We start from the raw sequence: 23920 nt of genomic DNA, 5'->3' as shown, positions 1-23920 counted from the left end.
GATTTTATGACACTTTCTGAGGAAGACTATATCAAGGCGATTTACCACCTAGGCAAGGGAGAGAACACGACTGTTTCTACCAATGCTGTGGCGGAACAAATGGACACCAAGCCTTCTTCGGTTACAGATATGGTGAAGAAACTCTCGGAAAAGGGGGTGGCTAATTATAAGCCCTATAAGGGAGTTAGTCTGACTGAATATGGCCAAAAAATTGCGCTTTCCTTGGTTCGTAAGCATCGCTTATGGGAGGTCTTTCTTGTTGAAAAACTTGATTTTTCGTGGGATGAAGTACATGAGGTAGCTGAACAGTTGGAACATATCAAAAGTGAAAAGTTGGTCGACCAACTTGATAAACATCTTGGCTTTCCACAAGTAGACCCGCATGGTGACCCTATTCCTTCGAAAAAAGGTGAATTCAAAAAAGCCATCAAGAAACTGTTGAATGAGGTCCCTATCGGTAAAAGTGGAATCTGTGTCGGTGTGAAGGATTCTTCCCCACCGTTTCTAAAGTTTTTAGACAAAAATAAAATTGCTTTGGGAGACACAATTCTTGTTCTCGACAAAGAAGAATTTGATGGTTCAATTGATATACAAATTAAAGAAAGAACCATTCATATTTCTAGCCAAATAGCCACTAACCTGTATTTGAAAATAACGGAATAGCCATGCAAGAAGTAGTCGATTATTTTGAGTCCATAAACCCTATTTTAGCCGCATTTTATGCCACTCTTTTTACGTGGGGCCTAACCGCTGCGGGTGCCGCATTGGTATTTTTATTCAAGAACCCCAGACGCTCAGTGATGGATGGAATGCTTGGTTTTACTGGTGGTGTTATGGTAGCAGCCAGTTTTTGGAGTCTATTGGCACCTGGGATTGAAATGAGTCCTGGAGAGGGTTTTGTAAAAGTGATTCCTGCAGCGGTTGGATTTTTACTGGGGGCACTTTTTCTTTTTGGATTAGACAAGATTTTACCCCACTTACATATCAACTTTAAGGAAGGCGAGGCCGAAGGTATCAAAACGCCCTGGCACAAAACCACACTTTTGACTTTGGCAATCACATTACACAACATTCCCGAAGGTTTGGCGGTAGGCGTACTTTTCGGTGGAGTTGCTGCCGGATTTAATGGTGCTACAATCGGTGGTGCTGTTGCTTTGGCTTTGGGCATTGGCTTACAGAATTTTCCAGAGGGTTTCGCCGTTTCGATGCCGTTAAGAAGACAAGGCCTTACAAGGAGAAGAAGCTTTATGTATGGTCAGGCTTCCGCTATGGTAGAACCAATTGCGGCTGTTATTGGCGCATGGGCAGTGATTACTTTTCAACCCATTTTACCCTATGCACTTTCATTTGCTGCAGGAGCTATGATTTTTGTAGTGGTGGAAGAAGTGATTCCCGAAACGCAACAAGACAAACATTCCGATATTGCAGTAATGGGCTTTATAGGAGGCTTCATTGTCATGATGGCATTGGATGTTGGTTTAGGATAGTTTACTCCCCAAAAACATCAAAAGCACCTTTCGTTAAAAAACTGTCTGAAGTCGAAAGAGAATCGGCATTCTTGATTTCTGTAAAACCGTTGGCTACATTTCCTGGTTGGATTTCAATCGATTCGAATGAGTAACCCCCAGAAGTGTTTTCAAGCATCCGAAGAACATAGAATTCCCCATCTTGTTCGACAACAGCATCAGACGGTAGGGCTTTTGCGCTTTTATTTTCTGTAATAATTTCTGCATTTACAAACATTCCTGTCAAGAAGTTGTTTTCGCTTTCTTCCTTTAAGTGCCCGTGTACTTTGATGGTACGGTTTTCATTGATGGAAGTGCCAATTAAATAAACTTCCGCTAGAAATATTTCTTTCGATGCTTCAGGAATACGAAATTGGATTGGCTGACCTTTTTTAACCTTCATAATATCTTTTTCAAACACCGAAAGTTCAAGATGAATATGGTCATTGTCTATGATTTCCAAAATTGGAGAGGCGGGAGAAACATAGGTGCCCTTATTAACATTAACTTGAGTAATGCTACCCCCAATTGGGGCAAAAACCGAAGCAGTGGAGCTGATATTGCCTTGTTCAACATGTACGGGCGAAATATTTAGCATGGTTAATTGTTTTTTAAGTCCGTTGTATCGAGCGTTGGACGTTTTGAAGTCACTTTCCGCCTTTAGAAAACTCTTTTGAGAAGTAATATTTTCTTCCTTTAGCGTTTTCTGTCGGTCATACTCCGCTTTTAAATAGGTCAACTGTTGCTTAATTTCCATATACTCTTGCTGAAGTGTCACGAATTCAGGGTTTTCGAGGGTTACCAAGGCTTGCCCTTTTTTAACTACGTCACCAATAAGCAAAGGTGTTTTTTTAATATACCCTCCCATAGTAGCACTTACCACAGCTCTGTTTTCAGGAGGAACATCAATCATTCCGTTGATTTGAATAGTAAGCGGAAATGATTTTTCCTCGAGACTTCCCAAAGTCATACCACTATTTTCGAATTGTTGGTGGGAGAGTAATATGGTTCCGTCAGCGTTTTGGTTTTCAGAAACTGTAGTTTCTGCAGATTTCTTCTCACCACAACCATACATAAAGCTGAGTGAAGCAAGTAGTATTATGAATCCTTTTTTCATGTTGTTATATTTTGATTGGGTTCTTGGCCGCTAATCTAATTTATAGTGATATAATTCAATTGAATGACTGTTTGATTATACCGATTTAAATTATCAAGTCGGTCCAACTGAATTTCATAGGCATTTTCGATACTTTGTATATACTGGAAAAAATCAATTTCCCCATTTCTAAAGCTCAGCTCTGCCGTCTTCAGAATTTCTTCTGATAGCTCACTGCCTTCGGTTTCGTAATAGTCCAAAGCCTTAGCAAATTTTTCATATTGCGATTGTAATTCTGTATATCTTGTTTTTAATCTTATTTCAAAAGCTTTTGATTCTTCAATAGCGATTTCTTCAGCAATTTTAGATGCTTTGATTCGGGAGGCATTCCCTGAAAATAATAGTGGAATTTTAAGTCCGGCCTGGTAGCCGATTAAGTTCCCATTTACGGCACTATTCGTTCCCTGAAAATAGTTCAAACTGATATCTGGTAGTAACTGTTGTGTCTCTTGTTTGCGCTGTGCGTAGGCTAGGTCAATCATGTTTCTAGAAAAATCCATTTCGACTGTTTCGTTAATGTTTACAACGTTTAAGGGGATTTTTCCGATGAGCTCATAGTTAATAATCATACCACTCGGTATTTGAATTTTGGATATCAATTCATTGTATGCTATGGACACATCTTCCTGCACTTGTTCCAGTGCAATTTGCAACTTGCGTTGTTTTGAAGAAGCGGTTATTTTTTCCAAATAATTGGTTTCTCCCAACTCGAAACGACGCTTTGCCATGTGAGCGAAATTTCGGTAAAGACTATCCAAACGCAAATAGATATTTTCCTTCTCCTTTGCATATTGATATTGGTAATAATCTAAAGTCACTTCACGTTTGAGGGCTTTTTCTTGCACTGCATAATTACTTGAACTTAGTGCAAAATTGGCTTTCTGCGTTTTTCGTTTGGCAAAATATACCGTTGGAAATAAAAAATCTTGTTGAATGCCTAACACATTTAGAGGTAGATTGCCAATAGTTAAATTGTTCTGGTCATAACTGTAATACAATTCCGTTTTATCGAAATCAAATGCATTTCCCAACAAGGCTTCCGAACGTTCCATAGTCAAACTTGCTGCTTTCAAGGTTGCATTATTCTCAATGGCCAAATTGATGAGCTCTTCTAAATCTTTCGGATTCTCTTGGGCGTTTCCTATTGATGTAAATGCGAGTCCGATAAGTATGAGAACCGTATTGATGTTCTTATTTGAAGCACCACTTTTCCCTTTTTCAAATAAAGCGTATAGCACAGGAAGTACAATCAAGGTCAAAAGTGTAGCCGTAATAAGACCACCAATAACTACTGTAGCTAACGGCCGCTGGACTTCGGCTCCGGCACTGGTTGAAATTGCCATAGGCAGAAAACCTAAAGCTGCAGCGGAAGCGGTCAATAAAACGGCACGCAATCGGTCTTTTGTGCCTTGCTTAATTAGGGTTTCCATATCATTGAAATGTTGTTTTTTGAGTTCCTTAAAGTGTTCAATAAGTACAATTCCGTTTAGCACCGCTATTCCGAAAAGGGCAATAAAACCAACGCCTGCGGAGATGCTAAAGGGCATGCCACGAATCCAAAGTAAGAGAACACCTCCAACCGCCGCTAAAGGGATTGCGGAGTAAATCAGGAGCGCTTCCCGAACGGATTTGAAAGCAAAATAGAGCAATACAAAAATGAGCAAAAGCGCAATTGGAACAGCGACCAGCAAACGTGATTTAGCACTTTGCAGGTTTTCAAATTGCCCTCCGTAAGTGATGTTATATCCTACCGGAAGTTTTATGTTTTCATCGATTAGGTGTTGTACATCATCCACAACGGACTGTAAATCACGGTCGCGAACATTGATGCCTACTACGATTCTTCGTCGCGTGTCATCGCGGGAGATTTTGGCAGCCCCTTTTTGATAACTCACCTCTGCTAATTCACTTAAAGGAATCTTCCCTCCTGAAGGAATATCCGCATACAGATTTTTAAGATTGTCAATGTCTTTTCGATTTTCAGAAGCTAACCGAACGACCAAATCGAAGCGCTTTTCACCCTCGAATACACTACCTACGGTTTTCCCTGCAAAACCCATCGAAACCATGTCGTTGAGGTCTTGAATGTTAAGTCCATAACGGGCAATTTTTGCACGATTATATTTAACGTTCATTTCTGGGAGTCCAACGATTTTCTCCACGGAAATATCTGAAGCACCTTCAACATTTTCGATGAGGGTTTTGATTTCATTCCCTTTTTTGCTTAATACCTCAAGGTCATCCCCAAAAATCTTAATGGCTACATCTGACCGAACTCCTGAAATGAGCTCATTGAATCGCATTTCAATGGGTTGGGTAAATTCAACTTCCATTCCTGGAATAATCGCCATGGCCTCTTTGAACTTATTTGCTAGTTCGTCCTTACTATCCGCAGAAACCCATTCGTTTTTAGGCTTTAAAGTTATTATGACATCGCTTTCTTCCATCGACATAGGGTCGGTAGGAACTTCAGCGGCTCCTATACGCGTGACTACCTGTTCAACTTCTGGGAAATCCTCCAACAAAATTTGTTCTATTTTGGTGGTGATTTCTACAGTTTTACCCAAAGAAGTTCCTGTTTTCAGGACAGGTTGAATCACAAAATCCCCTTCATCCAAGGTGGGCACAAATTCACCACCCATCCTTGAAAATATGAATATTGCCAATAATAAAAGTAGAGTAGCCATGCCTAGGACCAACTTTTTACTTCTCAAAGCCCAATCGATTATTGGGTCGTAACGGACATTCAGCCATCGCATTAACCGAACCGAAATGTTTTTCTCAGAGGGTTTCTCGGGTTTTAAGAAAAGTGAGGCAACTACAGGAACATACGTGAAACAAAGTACCATCGCTCCGATTAAGGCAAAGCTGAAGGTCAATGCCATGGGTTTGAACATTTTACCCTCAATTCCACTAAGGACCAAAATAGGGATAAAAACAATTAGGATAATCAGTTGCCCGAAGATGGCAGAGTTCATCATTTTAGAGGAACTTTTTTCGGTTATGGTATCTTTTTCCACTTGTAATTCCTTTGGTTCCAAAGATGAAAGCTCCGAACTTTTGACCATCATTTGAAAGGCAATAAATTCAACAATAATAACGGCTCCGTCAATTATGATTCCAAAATCTATTGCCCCTAAACTCATGAGATTGGCATCAACTCCAAAAATATACATCAAGGAGAGTGCAAAGAGCAGGCATAAAGGAATCACCGAAGCAACCACGAGGCCGGAACGTATATTTCCGAGTAAAAGTACCACCACAAAAATGACAATCAGAAAACCTAGAATTAGATTTTCAGTTACGGTATAGGTTGTTTTCGCAATGAGTGTACTTCTATCTAATATCGGATTGATATAAACCCCTTCCGGGAGTGATTTTGAAATAGAAGCGACCCGTTCGTTTACTGCGTCAATAACTTTTTTGGAGTTTGCATCTTTCAGCATCATCACCTGACCCAATACTTTTTCACCTTCTCCGTTTCCTGTAATAGCTCCAAAGCGAATAGCGCTACCGTAGCCCACTTCAGCCAAATCTTTGATATAAACTGGAATGCCCTCATTAGTCTTGACGACAATGTTATTGATATCCTCAAAGTTTTCGACCAAGCCTTCCCCGCGAATAAAATAGGCTTGATTTACCTTTTCTATGTAACCTCCACCAGCTACACTATTGTTCTTTTCCAAGGCCATAAATACTTGTTGGGCGGTTATGCCCATGGCATTGAGTTTTTCCGTCTTGATAGCAACTTCAAACTGCTTTAGAAATCCACCCCAAGTATTTACTTCTACTACTCCAGAAATGCCTGAGAGTTGGCGCTTCACAACCCAATCTTGAATGGTGCGTAAATCGGTGGCTGTGTAACGGTCTTTATATTCTGGCTCTACATCTAGGATGTATTGGTAAATTTCGCCAAGCCCTGTCGTAATTGGACCCATTTGAGGAGTACCAAAACCTTTAGGGATTTTCTCGGAAGCCGATTTGATTTTTTCCGCCAGCAACTGTCGGGGCAAGTAAGTACCTAAGTCGTCATCAAAGACAACAGTTACCACTGAAAGTCCGAACTTGGTAATAGAACGAATCTCTTGAACACCTGGTAAATTAGCCATTTCAAGTTCCACAGGGTAAGTGATGAACTGCTCCATATCTTGAGTGGAAAGGTTCCTTGAGGTAGTGATGACCTGAACCTGATTATTGGTTACATCGGGAACCGCCCCAATTGGAATTTGAGTCAATGAATACAATCCGAAGCCTACAATGAATAGGGTAAACAGGAATACAATAAACTTGTTCCGAATACTGAAATTAATGATGTATGAAAGCATAATCCAAATAAATAGGAATTACCGAAAACACGATGCTCAAGAAGCGCCGTGAAATTATAAAACTTAAAAAGTGGGATTATGCTTGCCGAGGCGGTTGAAAAAGACCTTCCTGAGCCAAGGAGTGGTAGGAGGCCTGATAAAAGAAATTGGTGTCCTGATCAAGAGCAAATTCTATTTCTACAAGATTTGCCGGAGCTTGATTTAATACAAATGCGTATAACGAAGCGGTCTGATACTGATGTTGGAAGGGTAGTTGCTCGTGTTCTTCTTTTTCTTCCTGATGCTTTTTACTATGCTCGGCTTTGAGTTCACCATAATGCTTTGAAATAAAGACCAAGAAATTATCACCATGTTCCTCAGCGTGAAATTGAGCATGCTCTATTAACTCGTCCAACTCAACAATGTCATCAATATGAACATTAAAGCTTTGGACTAGAATAAGCAAGGAAACCGCTATGGAAGTGACTTTAAGCATATTACTCAGTATAAAGATAAGGATTTTGCCCTTGCAAGTTCAATTTTTCCACTTTATAGAGGAAATGGGCTATTTGACTAATATAAATGTTGCCATGGCTACTATTTCGTTTCTTGTTAGATTCTCCCCAAGAGAGTCTTAACAGAACACCTATCTCATTGCATGCGATTAAACAATTCGCGGGTTATGATGAGAGTAACGGAATACGCAAAACTTCTTTTTATTGGCGGTTTTTTCTTAGGATGTGCATCGACTTGGTCAAATGTAACAGCCGAGATAAAAAGGCCACTTGCAAACTCTGCGCATATTCTAAAAGTTTCTGATTCTACAAATTCAAAAAAGAAAGGAAAAGAACCAAAAAGGGTAAAAGCTTCCCCTTTAAAATCGCTTACGAGTCAAAATGTCCTTCGACTTACAAACTTGCGAAAAGATGTTTCGGAGTCTGTTCGCCGTGAGAAAGGTAATTCGGTTAGTACAAATAGCTATGCCATAAATGATGTGTTTGAACCAAGTACACTATCAAATGTGGTGAGTTTAAATATCTATGATAAAAGATGGAATGTTCATAGTTTTTCGGGTACGCAAAGCTCTATGTACAGTCTGAGCTTTACTTCTGAGAACAATGTGAATACGCGAAGGGATTTAATAGGCTTTGAATATCGTTTTAAAAAAGCGGACTCCTTAAAATTCGGTTACTCGGCTAGGGCACGATTAGAGCGGGACAATGAAAGCCAAACCTATTATCAACTTGGTATTGGAGCTAACTTGAAAGGAGAGAAGAGATTGAATAGGGTTGGGTTGGAGTATTTTCCCGTGAGAACTGGACCAGGTCACGTTCTTGAGATTTATCGAACACAATTTACGAACTACAATACATTTCAATTGACCAAAAGATTGAAACAAGCTGCAGCTTTCGAAACGAATTATTATTCTGATGAACACGCTGATTTTATAGTTTCTGCTAGGACAGAATTTCTTCTATTTGAATCAGAATTGTTTCGGGTATCCCCGCTTATTGAGGCTGCCTATAGTTTAGGCACCATAAACCGTAGGGACAGCTATCCGTATTGGATGGCAGCTAAAAGGACCTATGGTGGTGGTGGATTTGCCTTGGGCATTGGTTCTGATAACAGCCCGTTTCAAATGCTTGCGGATGCCTCAATTTTTTCGGAGGTCGGCCAACCAAATTTCGAGCGCTATACAGGTAGTCTATCCTATCGAGTTGAGAATTTCACAACCTTAAATGCCGGTTTTGAAGTGTATACCATAGATAATTTTTACTCGAATGTAATTCAATTAGGAATGGTCTACAATTTCAAATAATACATTGCTGAGAATTATTCATCTATTAACTCATAGCCTTGATTAATTCCTTTTTCTATCGCAGGGACACCTCTTTCCATCCAAATGGGCTTTGAATTCCCTTTTAAATAATAGTCAAAAAACTGTGCCATTCGAATGCTGAAATCTTTTCGGTTCTGTAGTTTTAGCGGCCAATGCGGCTCTCCATTATAATTCAAAAACCATGATGGTTTGCCGAGCCTTCTCAAACTTACAAAGAACTCGATTCCTTGATACCAAGGTACGTGTCCATCTGCATCATTGTGCATAATCAATAGGGGTGTATTTATTTTGTCAATATTGAAAATGGGTGAATTTTCAATATATCGTGCTGGATATTCCCAAGGTGTTCCTCCAATTCTACTTTGTGTATGTTCATATTGAAACTGTCGACTTAAGCCTGTCCACCAGCGTATTCCACCGTAGGCACTAATCATATTGGGTACCGGAGCTCCGGATTCTGCAGCTTTGAAAATATCGGTTCTCGTGACCAAATAAGCAATTTGATAACCACCCCAACTATGACCTTGTACTCCGATATTGTCTTTGTCAATAAATCCTTTTTCAATTAATGAAGTGACTCCGGGAATTACACAGTTGTATGCACTCTCCCCTGGATAACCAACACGGTATGCCACATCAGGATTGAAAATCACATACCCGCGGCTGGTGTAAAAACTGTAATTGATGGTTGACCTTTCGGCTCTTGGTGCCCTATGTCTATGAAGTCCGTCAGAACTACGTTCATAAAAATTGACTATCATCGGATATTTCTTATTCGGGTCAAAATTTTCAGGTTTGACAAGCATTCCTGTAAGTTCTTTTCCATCCAAGGAAGTCCAGTTGACCAATTCATTACTACCCCAATTGTACGATTCTTGCTGCGGGTTGGCATCGCTTACTGTAGTTACCGTTTTAAAGGTCACGTCACTGGTATGCAAATCAGGAAAAACTTCAAAGGACTCTTTGGTAAACAACAATTGATTGCTCAGTTTGGCTTTTTTGGTGTTTGCATAACGATAAGGTCCTGAAATTAATTGCTCCAATTTCTTATTCCTGGGATTGTAGGAGGCGTACCCTGAATTTTTAGTGGCCTCATCAAAGGTTGATAGCAACCAATTTTTTTTCGGATCTAAGAAACGCTCTTCTTCATCTAACCATTCATAGCGGTATCTAGTTTTCGTCTCCCGACCTTTGGTCAATCGATTGCCCTCGCCTGTTTTTGGGTTAAATTCCCAAATATCATAGCGGTCATAGAGCAGTAGCGTTTTATCGTCTTTTGAGAATCCAGCATAGCCATAGGGATATGGGTGGTCGGGATAATCATGCCATTCATTAAAAAATCCTTTGTTTTTTGTAAGTTCAGTGCGAGCACCCGAATCGGTACTATAAGCCACCCAAGTGGTATCCTTTCGACTGTAACCGAACGCATACTCCGCTTTCGGGCTTAACCTCAGCCGTTCTGATTTTTTAATTTGGGCTTGAACGTTTCCGGTAACTGTATTTATAATGTTATAATCGTAATTTCTATTGCCAGTCCATTGGCTTTGCAACTCATAAGGTCTTTTGGTATTGACCATGGCATATTGGGCATTACCTTCATCGCCCAACTGACTATTTGGATAATCGAAAGTTGCCAATTGTACTAGTTTATTATTCTTTAGATGAATTGCTGTTTGATAAGATCTAATTGTGTCATTTTTCAGCTGTAGTTCTTGCACGGTGTAGAGCTGAGGTTCGTCATAAGTCCATACTTCGACATTTACAATTTCTTCCTTGGTTAGTGTGGTATCTTTGATAACAGGTGGTTTTCGAAGCCCAAAGAACAATTTTGAGTCATCTTTTGAGAAGCTCACTTTTCCATCTGATGAAACCAGATATCCTTTTGGTGCACTTTCAGAATCAACCAACTTTTCGGCTCTTGCATTTCCTTCTTTCCAATGGAAAAGTTCATTCGGTCGAGTTTGAACTTTAGTGGTATCGGTATCTACAACAAAACCTAAGTTTTTACCTGATTCGCTAAATTCAAGCTGAAAGTATTTTCCCTTTTTTGTACTGTAAATATTATGGGTTTCATCAGTTGCTAAGTTCAAAACGAATACTCCCGAATCGCCTTCTTTATCGATACCTGTTGTTGTATAGGCGAAAAACGCTCCTTTTTTGGCAAACGTGTAATGCGTTACAAACTTTAAGGTATCTTCTTTTTGGGTTTCCAGATTCCTAAGCACAACATGATACCCATTTTTCTTCCCTACTTTCTTAGGTTTCTTTTTCTTTTTTTCTTTTTCTTGAAGGGAATCTTTTGGTTCTTCCTTCTTCTTTTCCTTGATTTCCTCTAACATGTAAGCTATATAACCTGACCATTTTTCAGGAATTTTGTAGGATTTAATAGGGGCAACCTTGATAAGTTTTCCTGTTGCCAAATTTAGGATGCCCAACGAGTCTTTTGGTAAATTTTTTTTCTTGACCTTTCTACTCTTCATCACTGTAACACTGTCTTTCCAAGCCTTTATCGTGAAGAATACATGCTTCGAGTCATAATCGAAAATTCCCTTTGAACTTCTCTCGTGCTCAAAGACATAGGCTCCTTTAAGGTCTTTAATCTTTAAAAAATTATCTTTTTCACCCTGTTCCAATGAATACAATATATTTTCTCCATCAGGAGACAACAGTGAACCTTTGATGGTATTCCATTTGGCATAATCAGAGTGGTCAAGAACTTGCTTTTGTGCAACAACTGAAAAAGAGATAAATAGGACAAATAGAACGATGAATTTTTTCATAAGGTGGGTTGAATTTTTGTCGTTTAAATATAGGGATAATCTAATACTATAGATGTAAAAAGTGATTACCTTATTTAATGAGTATTGGTGGCAATAGTTACCCCGAAGTATACGTTATGGTTACAGTGTTAAGTCCTATCTTTGGATATACTACTCAAGACTTAAACGAACCAAAAAAATGGCCGGCAAAAAAAGACATTGGCTTTGGAATACCTTAATCGTTCTAACGGTTATCGTCTGTTTAATGGCTTTTGCTGCTCATTATAAAAATTGGACACGAATTGAGCCTGATAAAATGACAATACTATCTGGAATTTATTATCACAATTTGGCTTTTAAAGATTTGAATCAAGTGGAGTGGGTGGACAAGATTCCACCAATGGTTCGATTAAATGGTTTTTCGGCCTTTGAAAAAGGAAAAGGTGTTTATCAAGAATTTAAAGACACCCTTACGGATAGAAAGGTGTATGTTTTTGTTGATAATTTTGAAAATCAAAAAATCCGGTTGGTGAACAAAGATTCTTCACAACTATTTTTGAATATGAAAGACTCACTGGAAACGGTTGAAATGTTCAAATTTTTCAAGGGTAAAATTGAACTTCAAAATAAAATGTCCGAAGGAAACTAAAAGTGAATGCTTCAGCGTAAAACACTTATTTTCTCCCTTTTAATGTGTCTACCATTTCTGGCGTTTTCACAAAATACACTTACCATTTTAGTTGAGGATGTGCAATCTTCTGATGGGTTCATTGCAGTTGGTGTCTATACTAACAAAGACACTTTTTTAAAAAATGAAAAGGCCTTTGCAGGGATTTTTACTAAGGCGGAGGAAGGTGTTACGCGTATTGACCTTCCCGATTTACCAAATGGTGAATATGCGGTTTGTATTTTCCACGATGAAAATGGCAACAAGGAGATGGACACCAATTTTATTGGAATCCCTAAAGAACCTCTTGGGTTTTCCATAGGAAAACTAAAAACCTTCGGCCCGCCAAGTTTTGATGAATGCTCGTTCGAGATGAAGGGGGATTTTGAAATTAGAATTCCAATTAATTAAAGCTATTTCTAAGGTTTTGTTAATCCCTTGTTTTTAAGGGAGGCATGTTGTATTTTGAAAGACTAATCAATAAAAACAGCAGACATGGAAACAAAAGAAATCGCAGAAAAGTTAGTAAAATGGTGTCAAGAAGGAGACTTTGAAACACCTTATCAACATTTATATAGTCCGAATGTAGTCAGCATAGAAAATGATGGCAAGGGTGAAGGTGGCATTGCTGAGGGTTTCGAAGGGCTACAGAAAAAAGGGGAATGGTGGAAAGAAAATTTCGAAGTCCATCAGACCTCCGTCTCCGAACCTATAGTTGCCGAAAATTGGTTCTCGGTTCGTTTCGAAATGGATACTACGCACAGGCCTTCAGGTCATAGATCTACAATGTCTGAAATAGGTGTGTATCAGGTTAAAGACGGAAAAATTGTAAAGGAGCAATTCTTTTACGATGAGGCAGAACAATAATTCTTTTTAATAACTTCTCAAAAATTCATGGCTCTTGACTCTTTAACCGAAAGGTTTTTGGTGGAAGAGCCTTGTTTTGCAGTCAATACAACTTAAGAATTTCTTAATAAATTACACTAATTAATATCAATAGTGTTAAAATATGCCAAGAAATCAATAAAATTCAAATTTAATCGTTTAATTATTTGAGGATTTGATGAATGTGCTTAGGGCAGACTCACTATCCAACCAACCCAAATTCAACCAAAATCTACTACCTCTATGAAAGCATGTTCCTGCTTCGTTATGATATGCCTATTTCTGGGCTTATCTTCTGCAAATGCCCAAAAAAGTGTCGATATCGATGGACGCTTACAGTCTATTCTCAATGAGTTTTTCGAAGAATGTAAAAAATATAATATCGATTATCACGAAAAACTCTTTCAACTCAATAATATTGATATCACAAGTTCTTTACCTTTAGAGGAAGGTAATACAGTTTTAGGAATGGTAACTCGGGATGCAGAGGGAAATGTTGAAAATATTTTAATTAATTGGGCTGCAATGTTGGATCCCGAAATGTTAAAAGTGGTTGCTTTTCATGAATTTGCCCACCACTTTCTGGATTACAAACATACCTGTCAAGATTGTAATGAAATAATGGCGGTAACCAACACAAGCTACTATGATCTAGCTCGTGATTGGGAGAATCAGGTGGAAAACTTATTTACGACATCGCCGGTTTATTTGGCAAAAGAAACGAAAGAACCTGTGGCCGCGGTATCATTGCAATAATTGATTTCTCAATTCCGAAAAATTCTAGGTAATAGTTATCTTCGGGCCATAACTTTTAATTATGGTTCTCTTAGCTCATTTTATAGGTGCTCTTTACGGATTATTGGCAGTGTTTTTTGGAGCCTTTGGGGCACATGCTCTTAAAAAGTCTTTTTCCGAAGATCAACTGAAAAGTTTTGAGACCGGAGTAAAGTACCAAATGTATCACGCTTTAGTTTTATTGATACTAGGTTTCAATCTAAACCTTACAACAACAGTAGAAAAGTATATGATATACTGTTTTATCCTAGGAACTTTCCTTTTTTCCTTTAGCATCTATGGATTGACCCTAAGTGCATCCAAAGGAAAAAAACTGAAATTCCTTGGTCCCATCACTCCAATCGGTGGTTTGCTTTTAGTAATAGGATGGAGCTTGCTTTTGTACTCTTTTATTCAGAACATTGTTTAATTCCTATAGAACAAAGCGATAAGTAGCCTTTACCAAGAAGATATTCTGTGACTTTTCGTCATTAAAAATATTGTTTCCGAGGTCATTTAAAAGTCCATTTTGTGGGTCACCTGATTGGGAAACATCTTGAGACCAAACCAAGAATATTTCTGAACCTGGAATATATTCCCATCGAACTACAAGATTTGACCTAAACTGCACAAATGAAAAATCAGGGTTACCAAAAGTAAAATCCGTGACATCATCCAAGTTTCTATCTACCGAATATGTACCATCAGCAAAAGAAATTTGATTTTCAGGATACAAGGAGATACGGTCATTGAATTTACTTCCCATAGGGTTTACCACTTCCTTGAAATCACTATATCTTCCTCTAGAGATAAAAGGTTGTCCCCAATATTGAACGGTCAAATTCGGATTTATGGTATAGTTTAGACGCAAAGACATACTTAGCGTTCTCTGGTTTACTGTACCGGTGAGATAAGTAGTCTCCCCATTCACATCAATATTATCAATGTATTGTAATTTGTCCATATTGATTCCATATTCTGGGTTTGCAGAGATACTTAAAGCGTTAAAAGGTTGATAGGTAACACCAAAATCAATGTTATATGAATTGTATGAATTGTCCGTTCCTTTTTGTCCTCTATGGAAAACATTGAAACGAACTTTTTTTCGTCTATCGGTATTATATCCATTAAAGAAGCTTATTTCAGATGCCTGGCGGAGTCTTGGACCACCTCGCAAAGCAAAATTGGAGTACTGTTTAGGTGCATAGGTGATACCGAGATTGGTGAACCAGTTATTGTCCCAGTTTTGCCAGCTATTGGTATTAAAACGAAGGCTATTGTGGTTACCTCCGAAATCCCAAACACTCCAATGGTTGTAATTGATGCCTACTCTTCTAAAAGTTTCAGTTGGTTTTAAGGTTTGATACCCAATCCATGTATAATGTCTAATATCATCTGCTTGCCGTTGAAAACCGATATCATTCAATTCCAATTCTGGGGACCGCCAAGTAGCCCCCGTTTCGAACTTCCAGTTTCCATTACCAACTTTTCCTAACTGAAGATTACCTCCAGTGCCGGTTAATGAAGTTCTATCTTCTTCAACGGAAACATGATCAGCACCCGCACGTTGAAATAGATGTGCTATGGACTGCTGAGTGTTTGAAATGGCCTCTGTACTTCCATTTACACGACTAAAAATTAGATTCCCACCAACATACCAATCACGTTCTTGCCATTGGTGTTTGAAATCAATACCACCGGTAAAGGCTGAATGATGCAAGAAGTTAAGTTCTGGTGTAAGTTGGTCTCTGTTTGTAGCTGTAAAGATTCCGCCAACAAAAGTATTCCTGTCATTAAAATCTTTCTGAACGCGACCAACAAAGTAATTCGTCAGCGGTTCAACTACTTCTTTTCTTCGCTCTCCGTTATTATCGATGGTTGCATATTTTTTCGCAGTAACACTTTCCAGAACACCAATGGACCAACCGTCTTTGGTCTTTCCACTGAATTTTGCAGCCCCTAAAATAGATGTGTTTTCAGGCTGATCTACATATTCTCCGTCTTCTGTATTTGGAAAACCTTGCGGACTTCTTCCTATTCTTCGGGAATAGAAAACATTATCAAATCCGAAAGTATTACCGGCTTCTGATTGACTAACACGATAGTCAAATATGTTCTTGTTTTCCACGAAAAAAGGACGCTGCTCACGAAAGAAAATCTGAAATCCGTCTAGGGCGATTGCGGAAGGGTCGGCCTCTACCTGTCCAAAATCAGGGTTTACAGTTAAATCTAAAGTAAGGTCATTTGTGATACCAATTTTAGCGTCAAGCCCTCCTGTTATTTGGCCATCGCGACCATCACGAAAAGGGTTTCCAGCTTCAGCCTCAAAAGTTTCCATTTTGGCAACAGTATAGGGCTGTATCTCGAGCTGTTTTTGGGGTACTAAATCGATTAGTCCTTCTAAAAGACCAAATTCACTTACAAAACCCGGGGTATCTTGTTTAATTCGTTGCCAAGAGTATCGTTCCGCACCTCTAAAGTATTGACGATCTAATTGGATACCCCAAACCTGCTCCTTGGCTTTTCCAAATTTCAATTGACTAAAGGGTATTTTCATTTCGGCGGTCCAACCTTCCTTATCAACATTCGTTTTAGTATACCATATAGGGTTCCAACTTTCATCTTCATTGTTACCGTTTTCTGAGGTGAAAAAATCTGCTTTGACACCCGCGGCCGTGGTGATAAAACCGAAGGAACTCCTTTTATCGTGATAACTATCAATAAAAATACCTACCCAATCTCCTTGAAATCCGTCACGTCTTGAGAGCCGCATTTCAATCTTGTCAGGGTCACTGTCATATGCCCGTATACCGACATACAAGAATTTTTCGTCGTAAACAATCTTAAACTTTGTCTTATGGTCTGGTGTTGTGTTTTCGTCAGGTCTTCGTTCGATGAAGTCACCTTCCCATTCTATCACATTCCAACCTGGGTCATCAAGAAGTCCATCTATTTCAGGGGAAGCTACCTTGTCAAGAAATTTGGTGGTGTATGTTCTTTTAATAACAACATCGGTAGAGTCTTGCGCAAAAAATACTGTTTGCACAAAGAGAATTGTGCAAACAGTAATTAAGTTGGTCTTCATGTTTTCGATTTAAGATTGATGTGTCTTAAAGACTCACAAAAAATTAGGTAGTTACAGTAAGATTCGATTTTAATCTTTTTTTAACAAATTGTAATTACTTATGTGAGGCTCCAAGTTTTTTTAATTGTTCTTTTCCATATTCGTTTTCAGGGTTAAGCTCTATGGATTTCTTATAGTTTTGGATGGCCAAGGTTTTTTGTCCAACTGACATATAAGCTTCTCCCATACTATCATAAACATTCCAGGAGTTTGGAAAGGCTTTTATGTTAAGATTGAAAATAGTAATTGCCTCTTGGGGCTTGTCAAGCTGAAGCAGGAGATACCCGACACCGTTCATTTCATCTTCATTGAAAATAAAGGAATTATCATTTTTTATTGACTCATAGTGTAGTTTAGCTTCGGAAATTCCCTCCTTAAGTATTGTGATTAAAACAGCCAGAGGCAAGGTTTTTTCGGACTTTGAAAAGTTGGACTGACCAAACTCATAAAACGCTATGGCCTCTTTATAATTTTTATTTCTTAAGCGAGCGTAGGTTCCATTCGTCAAAATGGTGCCATCTACATTCATGATTTGGTTCGGGAAATTTTCCTTGAAAATACCAAGGACTGTTTTTGCATCTTCAACTCTTCCATCACCTAAAAAGGTGCTTACCACATTTTTTAATTCATCCTTATCTGCGGATTCGTATATCTGCTTACTTTTCATTTCCTCGAACCATTTTAGTCCTCTTTCCTTTCCTTCGTCAATGATGATATCCTGTAAATCATAGGCTAGTGATTTCTTCGGAGAGAAAAGTTTTCCGCCCTTTATAATCGTTTTTTTATATAAGAGATTCTTATTATCCTCGAACGGATTTTTGTCAAAAAGCAGTAAATCTGCTTTTTTGCCTACCTCAATTGTGCCATAATCTTGATCTAGTTTCATAGACTCATATCCATTTAGAGTGGCTATTTGTAATACATCTTCCATGGGAATGCCGGCGTTATGAAATAGCAAAAGCTCATGTAGCATAGCTCTTCCCCCATAGCGACAATCGGAACCAACACGAATTTTAACTCCCTTCTCATGAGCCTTTTTCACATAAAGCATCATGGCTTCAAAGGCTTCATCTAATTGTTTCTGTTGTTCTTCGGAGTAATCAACCATGGGAGTTCTGCGGATTGGGAAATACTCGAATGAGGTAAAAAACTCTGTCTTTCTAGCTGCTGAGGCTAAAACGTTTAACGCGGTGCTCAAGGTTGCTCCTTTTGCAGCCATTCGGTCAAAAAGCCCCATTAGTTTTTCTTCAAACTCAGGATTTTCTTTGATATAGCTAAAAAAGAAAACCATATGCGCCGCGAACTCGTCAATACTGGGAGACATTTGTAAACCGTACTTTTCATTCATGGCTTTCCAATGCACATCGTAATTTAAGATGGATGGAGTCAGTGTAAAGAAATGTTCGAAATTTTGGACACCCATTTCCAATGCCTCATCAATGGTTACTACGTTGTTATCAGTATGAGTGTTAATAGTAATGTCCAATTTTTTAGCTTCATCCACCATCGCTTCAAACTCAGGTTTCCTCAGTTTTCTATAGAACTTCATATGCTTTAGTCCCTTTTTGGCATATTCGCGGACTTTTTTTCTTCCATCATCTGGATTCATAACTTCAATATGATGTTGTGGCTGTCTGTAATTCGCATCAGAAACTATAGATCCACCACAGATAAACAGATTAGGATATTCTGGAGAGGGATTCTTTTGCCAATTTAAGGTTACCTCAATCCATTCCTCGGGTTGTCCCATATCGATTATGGTTGTTATCCCATAAGCCAAATACATTTGAGTCATAAGATTACGGGCTAAATCCTGATTACCCTCTTCAATATATTCAGGGGCATAGTCACTACTACTAGAGTAGTTCTGCATTAAATGGGTGTGCGTGTCGATGAACCCAGGAGTTAGCAACCGATTTCCTCCGGCTATAATTTCTTTCGAAACAAAATTTGTTGACGCATCAATTATGGCTGCGATAGTATCAGCTTTTATCAAGACGGTTTTATTTTCTAGAACCTTTTTGTTCTTGCTATCAAACAAAGCCACATTTTTTAGGGCTAAATCGTATTTGGTTTGAGAACAACTACTGAAACTCAAAACAAGACATAAGAATCCCATGAACAATACAGCATACTTTTTCATATGATTGTTTTTTAGACCCTGCTGATTGGCAGGGTAGGTTAGTATTTTCGAATGGATGTTTTACTTAATCACAGGCGTAAGTACATATTGCCGTTAATTGTATTCAGCTTTAAGCGATTGGATGCATTGCCAAGTGAACCACTTATTTTTTGCCCAACATGACGATCGGTTGAACTGAATTTCAATTTGTCATCGGCGTAGATATCCCCATGAATGGTTTCTGCAACCATTTTTACATTGGTCATTTTTAAGTCTATTTCGCCGTTGATGGTGCTCAAATCAAGTTCTCCTGAGTATTTGGCGATGTCAATATCTCCATTGATAAGGTCTGCTTCAAATTCACCTTCAATGACTTCAGATTTTAAATCGCCGTTGATGCTACTAATTTTGAACCTTGCATTTTTAGGTATATAGATAACATAATTGAATTCATACATATCACCCGTATTGTAATATCTCTTCTTTTTATCCGGGTTGTTTTTATTCCATTCTTCGTGAAACGCCTTAAAAACGGGTTCTGCTTTTGACTCTATATAAATGGTGCTTGAACCCTCATCGATATCTAATTCATACATGTCTTGAAATTTTCCGTCTTCTGTGGTAAGGTCGACTTTAAAGTAAACGGTTGATTTATCCCAAGTTTTCACTTCAATAAGTGAGGCAAATTTTACTTCTACATCAATAAACTGATTTTTGTAATCGATGTTCTTTTCAATAATTTTCTGAGCGTTCATTGTAAGACTGATGAGGCCTAACAATAGGATACTGACTAAATTTTTCATGACTGTTCGTTTTTTATTCTGAACTGGTTTCAGAGTCTGATTATAGTTTTGTATTAAGATGTATTATTCTTTTCTCAAATAAATGTTTCCGTTGGTAGTTTTAAGCTGTAGCTTAACCCCACCACCGTTGATGGTCTGTCTGATTTTTTGAGTAGAAACAGATTTCAAACCATTTTTTTCTGGAAACTTAATCTCGAAATTGGTATAAATCTCTCCATTAACTGAACCCAAGGATAGGTTCGCAGGGGTATCTCCTGGTAATTTAATATCAAGTGCTCCATTCGTGGAATAGACGGTTATTGGAGAATCTTGATTAATTTCTACAAAGGAAATATCGATTCCTCCATTCAATGAATTGGCTGTAACTGGTCCGCTAACATCTTCAATTTTAATTCCACCGTTCAGCCTTGCGTTCGCTTCTATTTCGCCTTTAAAACCATATATTCTGATATCGCTTTGACCTGTACCATTTGTAGTTACTGAAATGTTTTGATTCGCGGGCAAGTAAATTTCAGCATTGCCATTATTCCATTTTCTAAGGTTTCTTACGATGAGGTTATTTCCCTCTTTCACTACATAAAAACCCACGTCGGTATTATCAGAGCCCCCAGCTCCCAAAAGTTTTAAACCTTTTGCTTTTTCGGGTTTTTTGCTTGAGGCCTTAGCTTTAATTCGTAATTGTTTTTCACCATGTGTTCGAACTATGATGTCTGCTTTTGATTCAACTTTCACCCACTCAATGCCATCGAGAGATTGTGTATAGTCTTCCTGCGCCGCAAGTATCGAACAAAAGATTAATGCTAATAAAGTTATTTGAATTCGTTTCATGATTTTTCGTTTTTTGATGTTTAAATAATATTTGGTAATACTGACTCGAGTTCTTCTTTTACATAAGGTTGGGTATCGTCTTGCTCTAAAAGATATTGCATTGACGCCGCCGCCTTCTTTTCTTGAATTTTACCTAACACTTGAATGATGGTAATTTGAATTCCGGGATCTTTTTCGGTTTTCAAAGCTTTGATAAAACTATTTTTTACGGTTTCAGAAGCTGTAAACTCACTTAAAACTTCAACGGCAGTTCTTCGCACGTTGGTGTTTTCATCATTTAGCATCCGATCGGCTAAGGCACTTACGATAGCTTCGTCAGGGTCGGAAAACTCTTCAATAAAATTCACGCCTTGTATGCGTTTGCTGGCAGATTTGTTTCCCATTAGGGATAACATAGCAGTTTGTTTGAACGCTTGAGTCTCGTCCGCGAGATGAGCAATCTCTTTTCCCGATATTTGCTCTTGTTGCTGTTTTCCAAAGAAATAAACACCAACTAATAAGACAACACTTGCCGCAATTTTTAAGAGGTTATTGGTCCAATTATTTTTGCCCTGAACTGATACATTATCCAGTGAAACCACTTTTGAATTATTTTGTTTCTCTAGCTCGATTTGCTCAAAGAAATTGGTTTTCAGGTTACCTGAAGGAGTTGTTTCTTTTTCTTCTTTAAATACTTTAAAGAGCTTTTTCAACTCACTTAATTCATGTGAACATGAATTACAATCCTTAAGATGTGCTTCTACAGTTGTCTTTTGAGTTTTATTCAAAAGACCATCCAAATATTCTGGGAGTAGTTCTATAACATGATTCTTTTCCATTTCTATGAATTTTTAAAATAAATGGCCCTTAATTTTTTTAATGCGCGGCTGACTTTGGTTTTTACCGCTCCGGGAGTGCTTCCCACAATCTCCGCAAGTTCTTCATATTTGATTTCCTGAAATCGATTTAAAATCACCAACTCTCTATCTGAAGCATCCAATTTGTTGATGGCCAAATGCAAATCGGAATAATCTTGTTTTACCTCTTCATGAACGGCAACTTTGTAATCGATGGTCTCAATATCTTCAGTTTTGTTCGAAACCCTTCTAAAATGTGTATTTAAACTGTTCCTAGCTATTGTGAATAGCCACGAAACAAATTTCCCATCATTGTAAGAGGTTCTATATTTCATCAATTTGTAAAAGACCTCTTGTGTAATGTCTTCGCTCAACATTCGGTCTCCGCACATCTTATGTAAAAAGTTAAACACATGTTTATGGTGTCTTTCAAAGAGAATCTTGAGTAAATCCAAGTTTCCGTTTGCTACTTTTGCCATTAAGATTTCGTCGGTCAACTGTTCCAAAAAGCGTTTCTTTTGTTGGTCTTCAATTCTATATAGTCTGGAAATTACAAAAGGTTACACCAATGCGTAAAAAAAATCGCAACAAAGTGAATTGTTGCGATTTAACTATGTCAAATACTTATTGTTTTAGTCCTCCGCTTCGCCTATTGAAGTAAACTCTTTTATGGCCTGATTAGGCTCTATGATATCGTACCCTTTCCAAAATTCGGGATCATAATTGGGCATATATTTTGGGAGGACGGTATTGTTTTCCTTGAAAGAGTCATACTGAGAAAGGTTAATAGGAGTTTCATCGAATACAACCAATTCATAGCGGTTCCGGTTACCGAAAGCGGCATCTACCTTCATTGAAAGCTCATTCTGTTTTCTACGCCCTTTTACGTTTTTGTTTTTTTCGATGATCTTAAGAGGCCTTCTAAAACCTGCACGAATTCCCTTTGTTATATCATAATAGCTCAAATGATATTTTTGGTCATTGCCTTTGGTAAAAATTATTCTTCCCTTCGCCAAATATTCTTTTAGTGAAACGCCTAACAAACTAAAATCACGCAAAGGTTTTACGTTTTCAAAATCCATCCGGATTAAGGCGAAATCATCTGAATTGATATAGAGCTTCCCTTTAAATTCTTCCGATCTTTTAGGTGTAAAACTAAGGACGTATACTGCAGCATCACCTAAATAGGTAAAATCTTCAAGTGCGAGTTCATAACGACCGGGTTTGAAGAGTACATTATAATCTGTATCCTCAAAAACAGGCAGATTCTCATAAAGGTTGCCCATGGTTTGCCTTTTGTATTTAGCAAAGAATTTTTTGCGATTCTCTTTGCTCTCTTTTTCTTTCTCAAGCTGTTCGTTTAAGGCAGCAACATCGGTTGAGTCAACTTCTGATTCAAACATCTCATCTGCATCTACTTTGGTGCCAAAGAGACCGGATTTAATCTTAAAGTACGAATCTGTCTTCACATTTTCCTTCATGATTTTATTGAACTTCTCTTCAAGAATTTCAAAATCGAGCTCCATGCTTTTGTCGTATAGCTCTGAAGCTTTTATTAAATCTAGTTTTTGTTGATCACCATCGCTACCGCCGTAAAGGTCTCCAAGAGCCTCATTATAAACTGTATTGTTTTTAGGTATTTGATTGATAAGGTTGTCAATAAATTGTTTGTTAAAAGCATCAATTGTTGATTTTTTCAACGTATAATCGGTCTTCATAATCTGGCTACTATAGGTTTCGCGAAGAAAAACGCGCTTTTTTCCTAGACCTAGGTTATAGTTCTTGCTAATACTATCCTCGACTATTTCTATAATTTCTTCAGGAGTATAATTTTTATTGGTTACTATTACAGGATTCAAATCGATGGCCTTGGCCGCCAGAACAATCTGTTTTTCTGTGAACTGATTCAAAGGTCTTCCTATGGTCGCATAACCAATGCAGGAAATAAATAGGGAATCAGTTGGTTGAATGGTATTATCCAATTGAAAAGTAAATCGACCTTCCTCATTGGTAATAACCCCTTTCTTCTTTAACTGCACGGTAACATAGGGTATTGGTTTCTGAGTAGCCGAATCGACTATTACCGAGGTTAAGGTTTGTGCCTGCCCAAATGAAGCAAAGATTACAAAAGAAAGGATGAAAAATGGAGGAGTAAGTTTCAACATAAAATAATGATGGTGGGTTTAGGAAAACAAAAAAACGACAGTTACCGAACAAAGCACACTTTTTTTGATTTCCTTAATACGGATTTATCCTTTTTTTAACGGATTTATCTACCTTGTCCTATGTTGAAGACGAATCCGAAGGAGGTATTGTT

General features: G+C 38.1%; 19 protein-coding genes. 8 read left to right on the top strand and 11 right to left on the bottom strand.

What is annotated here, in order from left to right:
- Positions 1 to 6 precede the first annotated feature (6 nt).
- Both FEE95_RS04445 and FEE95_RS04440 read left to right on the top strand, forming a co-directional pair.
- Positions 7 to 663, top strand: coding sequence for a metal-dependent transcriptional regulator (locus FEE95_RS04445; protein ID WP_138656616.1), 657 nt, complete (start codon positions 7 to 9; stop codon positions 661 to 663).
- A 2-nt stretch (positions 664 to 665) separates the two neighbouring features.
- Entirely contained in the window at positions 666 to 1487 is an 822-nt protein-coding gene (locus FEE95_RS04440) for a ZIP family metal transporter (RefSeq protein WP_138656615.1), read from the top strand.
- 1 nt (position 1488) lies between these two features.
- On the opposite strand, the gene FEE95_RS04435 is transcribed toward FEE95_RS04440, so the two are convergent.
- The 3 genes from FEE95_RS04435 to FEE95_RS04425 form a co-directional block, all read right to left on the bottom strand.
- Positions 1489 to 2622, bottom strand: a complete 1134-nt coding sequence (locus tag FEE95_RS04435; protein ID WP_138656614.1) for an efflux RND transporter periplasmic adaptor subunit — start codon at positions 2620 to 2622, stop codon at positions 1489 to 1491.
- A gap of 35 nt (positions 2623 to 2657) precedes the next feature.
- Complete coding sequence (locus FEE95_RS04430; RefSeq protein ID WP_138656613.1) at positions 2658 to 6986, bottom strand: CusA/CzcA family heavy metal efflux RND transporter; 4329 nt, start codon at positions 6984 to 6986, stop codon at positions 2658 to 2660.
- A 76-nt stretch (positions 6987 to 7062) separates the two neighbouring features.
- Complete coding sequence (locus FEE95_RS04425) at positions 7063 to 7461, bottom strand: hypothetical protein (RefSeq protein WP_138656612.1); 399 nt, start codon at positions 7459 to 7461, stop codon at positions 7063 to 7065.
- Between the two features lie 186 nt (positions 7462 to 7647).
- Here FEE95_RS04425 and FEE95_RS04420 point away from each other — a divergent pair, with 186 nt between their 5' ends.
- Positions 7648 to 8784, top strand: a complete 1137-nt coding sequence (locus FEE95_RS04420) for a hypothetical protein (protein ID WP_138656611.1) — start codon at positions 7648 to 7650, stop codon at positions 8782 to 8784.
- A 14-nt stretch (positions 8785 to 8798) separates the two neighbouring features.
- Here the strand turns inward: FEE95_RS04420 and FEE95_RS04415 are convergent, their stop codons facing one another.
- The gene (locus FEE95_RS04415) at positions 8799 to 11585 is read right to left on the bottom strand and encodes an alpha/beta hydrolase family protein (protein WP_138656610.1); all 2787 of its coding nucleotides are present in this window, start codon (positions 11583 to 11585) and stop codon (positions 8799 to 8801) included.
- A 178-nt stretch (positions 11586 to 11763) separates the two neighbouring features.
- On the opposite strand from FEE95_RS04415, the gene FEE95_RS04410 reads away from it, so the two are divergent.
- The 5 genes from FEE95_RS04410 (at position 11764) to FEE95_RS04390 (ending at position 14320) form a co-directional block, all read left to right on the top strand.
- Entirely contained in the window at positions 11764 to 12213 is a 450-nt protein-coding gene (locus tag FEE95_RS04410) for a hypothetical protein (protein ID WP_138656609.1), read from the top strand.
- A gap of 6 nt (positions 12214 to 12219) precedes the next feature.
- Positions 12220 to 12642, top strand: a complete 423-nt coding sequence (locus FEE95_RS04405) for a DUF2141 domain-containing protein (RefSeq protein WP_138656608.1) — start codon at positions 12220 to 12222, stop codon at positions 12640 to 12642.
- An 84-nt stretch (positions 12643 to 12726) separates the two neighbouring features.
- Positions 12727 to 13098 (top strand): nuclear transport factor 2 family protein, encoded by a 372-nt coding sequence (locus FEE95_RS04400; RefSeq protein WP_138656607.1) that lies wholly within the window; start codon positions 12727 to 12729, stop codon positions 13096 to 13098.
- A 261-nt stretch (positions 13099 to 13359) separates the two neighbouring features.
- Positions 13360 to 13872 (top strand): hypothetical protein, encoded by a 513-nt coding sequence (locus tag FEE95_RS04395; RefSeq protein WP_138656606.1) that lies wholly within the window; start codon positions 13360 to 13362, stop codon positions 13870 to 13872.
- Between the two features lie 61 nt (positions 13873 to 13933).
- Positions 13934 to 14320, top strand: coding sequence for a DUF423 domain-containing protein (locus FEE95_RS04390; RefSeq protein WP_138656605.1), 387 nt, complete (start codon positions 13934 to 13936; stop codon positions 14318 to 14320).
- 3 nt (positions 14321 to 14323) lie between these two features.
- Here FEE95_RS04390 and FEE95_RS04385 read toward each other — a convergent pair whose 3' ends face one another.
- The 7 genes from FEE95_RS04385 to FEE95_RS04355 form a co-directional block, all read right to left on the bottom strand.
- Positions 14324 to 16975, bottom strand: a complete 2652-nt coding sequence (locus tag FEE95_RS04385) for a DUF5916 domain-containing protein (RefSeq protein ID WP_138656604.1) — start codon at positions 16973 to 16975, stop codon at positions 14324 to 14326.
- Positions 16976 to 17069: 94 nt separating this feature from the next.
- Positions 17070 to 19157: an amidohydrolase family protein gene (locus tag FEE95_RS04380; protein WP_138656603.1), complete on the bottom strand. Its 2088-nt coding sequence runs from the start codon at positions 19155 to 19157 to the stop codon at positions 17070 to 17072.
- A gap of 68 nt (positions 19158 to 19225) precedes the next feature.
- Positions 19226 to 19939 (bottom strand): DUF4097 family beta strand repeat-containing protein, encoded by a 714-nt coding sequence (locus FEE95_RS04375; protein WP_138656602.1) that lies wholly within the window; start codon positions 19937 to 19939, stop codon positions 19226 to 19228.
- Between the two features lie 63 nt (positions 19940 to 20002).
- Positions 20003 to 20767 carry a DUF4097 family beta strand repeat-containing protein gene (locus FEE95_RS04370; RefSeq protein WP_138656601.1) on the bottom strand — a complete coding sequence of 255 codons (765 nt, stop codon included), beginning with the start codon at positions 20765 to 20767 and terminating at the stop codon, positions 20003 to 20005.
- 20 nt (positions 20768 to 20787) lie between these two features.
- Positions 20788 to 21585: a HEAT repeat domain-containing protein gene (locus FEE95_RS04365; RefSeq protein ID WP_138657560.1), complete on the bottom strand. Its 798-nt coding sequence runs from the start codon at positions 21583 to 21585 to the stop codon at positions 20788 to 20790.
- A gap of 2 nt (positions 21586 to 21587) precedes the next feature.
- Positions 21588 to 22109: an RNA polymerase sigma factor gene (locus FEE95_RS04360; protein ID WP_138656600.1), complete on the bottom strand. Its 522-nt coding sequence runs from the start codon at positions 22107 to 22109 to the stop codon at positions 21588 to 21590.
- 126 nt (positions 22110 to 22235) lie between these two features.
- Positions 22236 to 23768 carry a carboxypeptidase-like regulatory domain-containing protein gene (locus FEE95_RS04355; RefSeq protein WP_138656599.1) on the bottom strand — a complete coding sequence of 511 codons (1533 nt, stop codon included), beginning with the start codon at positions 23766 to 23768 and terminating at the stop codon, positions 22236 to 22238.
- Positions 23769 to 23920 lie beyond the last annotated feature (152 nt).

This window comes from Maribacter algarum (ex Zhang et al. 2020) (assembly GCF_005885635.1).
Classification (GTDB): Bacteria; Bacteroidota; Bacteroidia; order Flavobacteriales; family Flavobacteriaceae; genus Maribacter_C; species Maribacter_C algarum.
Note: the sequence above shows the minus strand (reverse complement) of the source record. Positions and strands in the feature narration are given on the sequence as shown.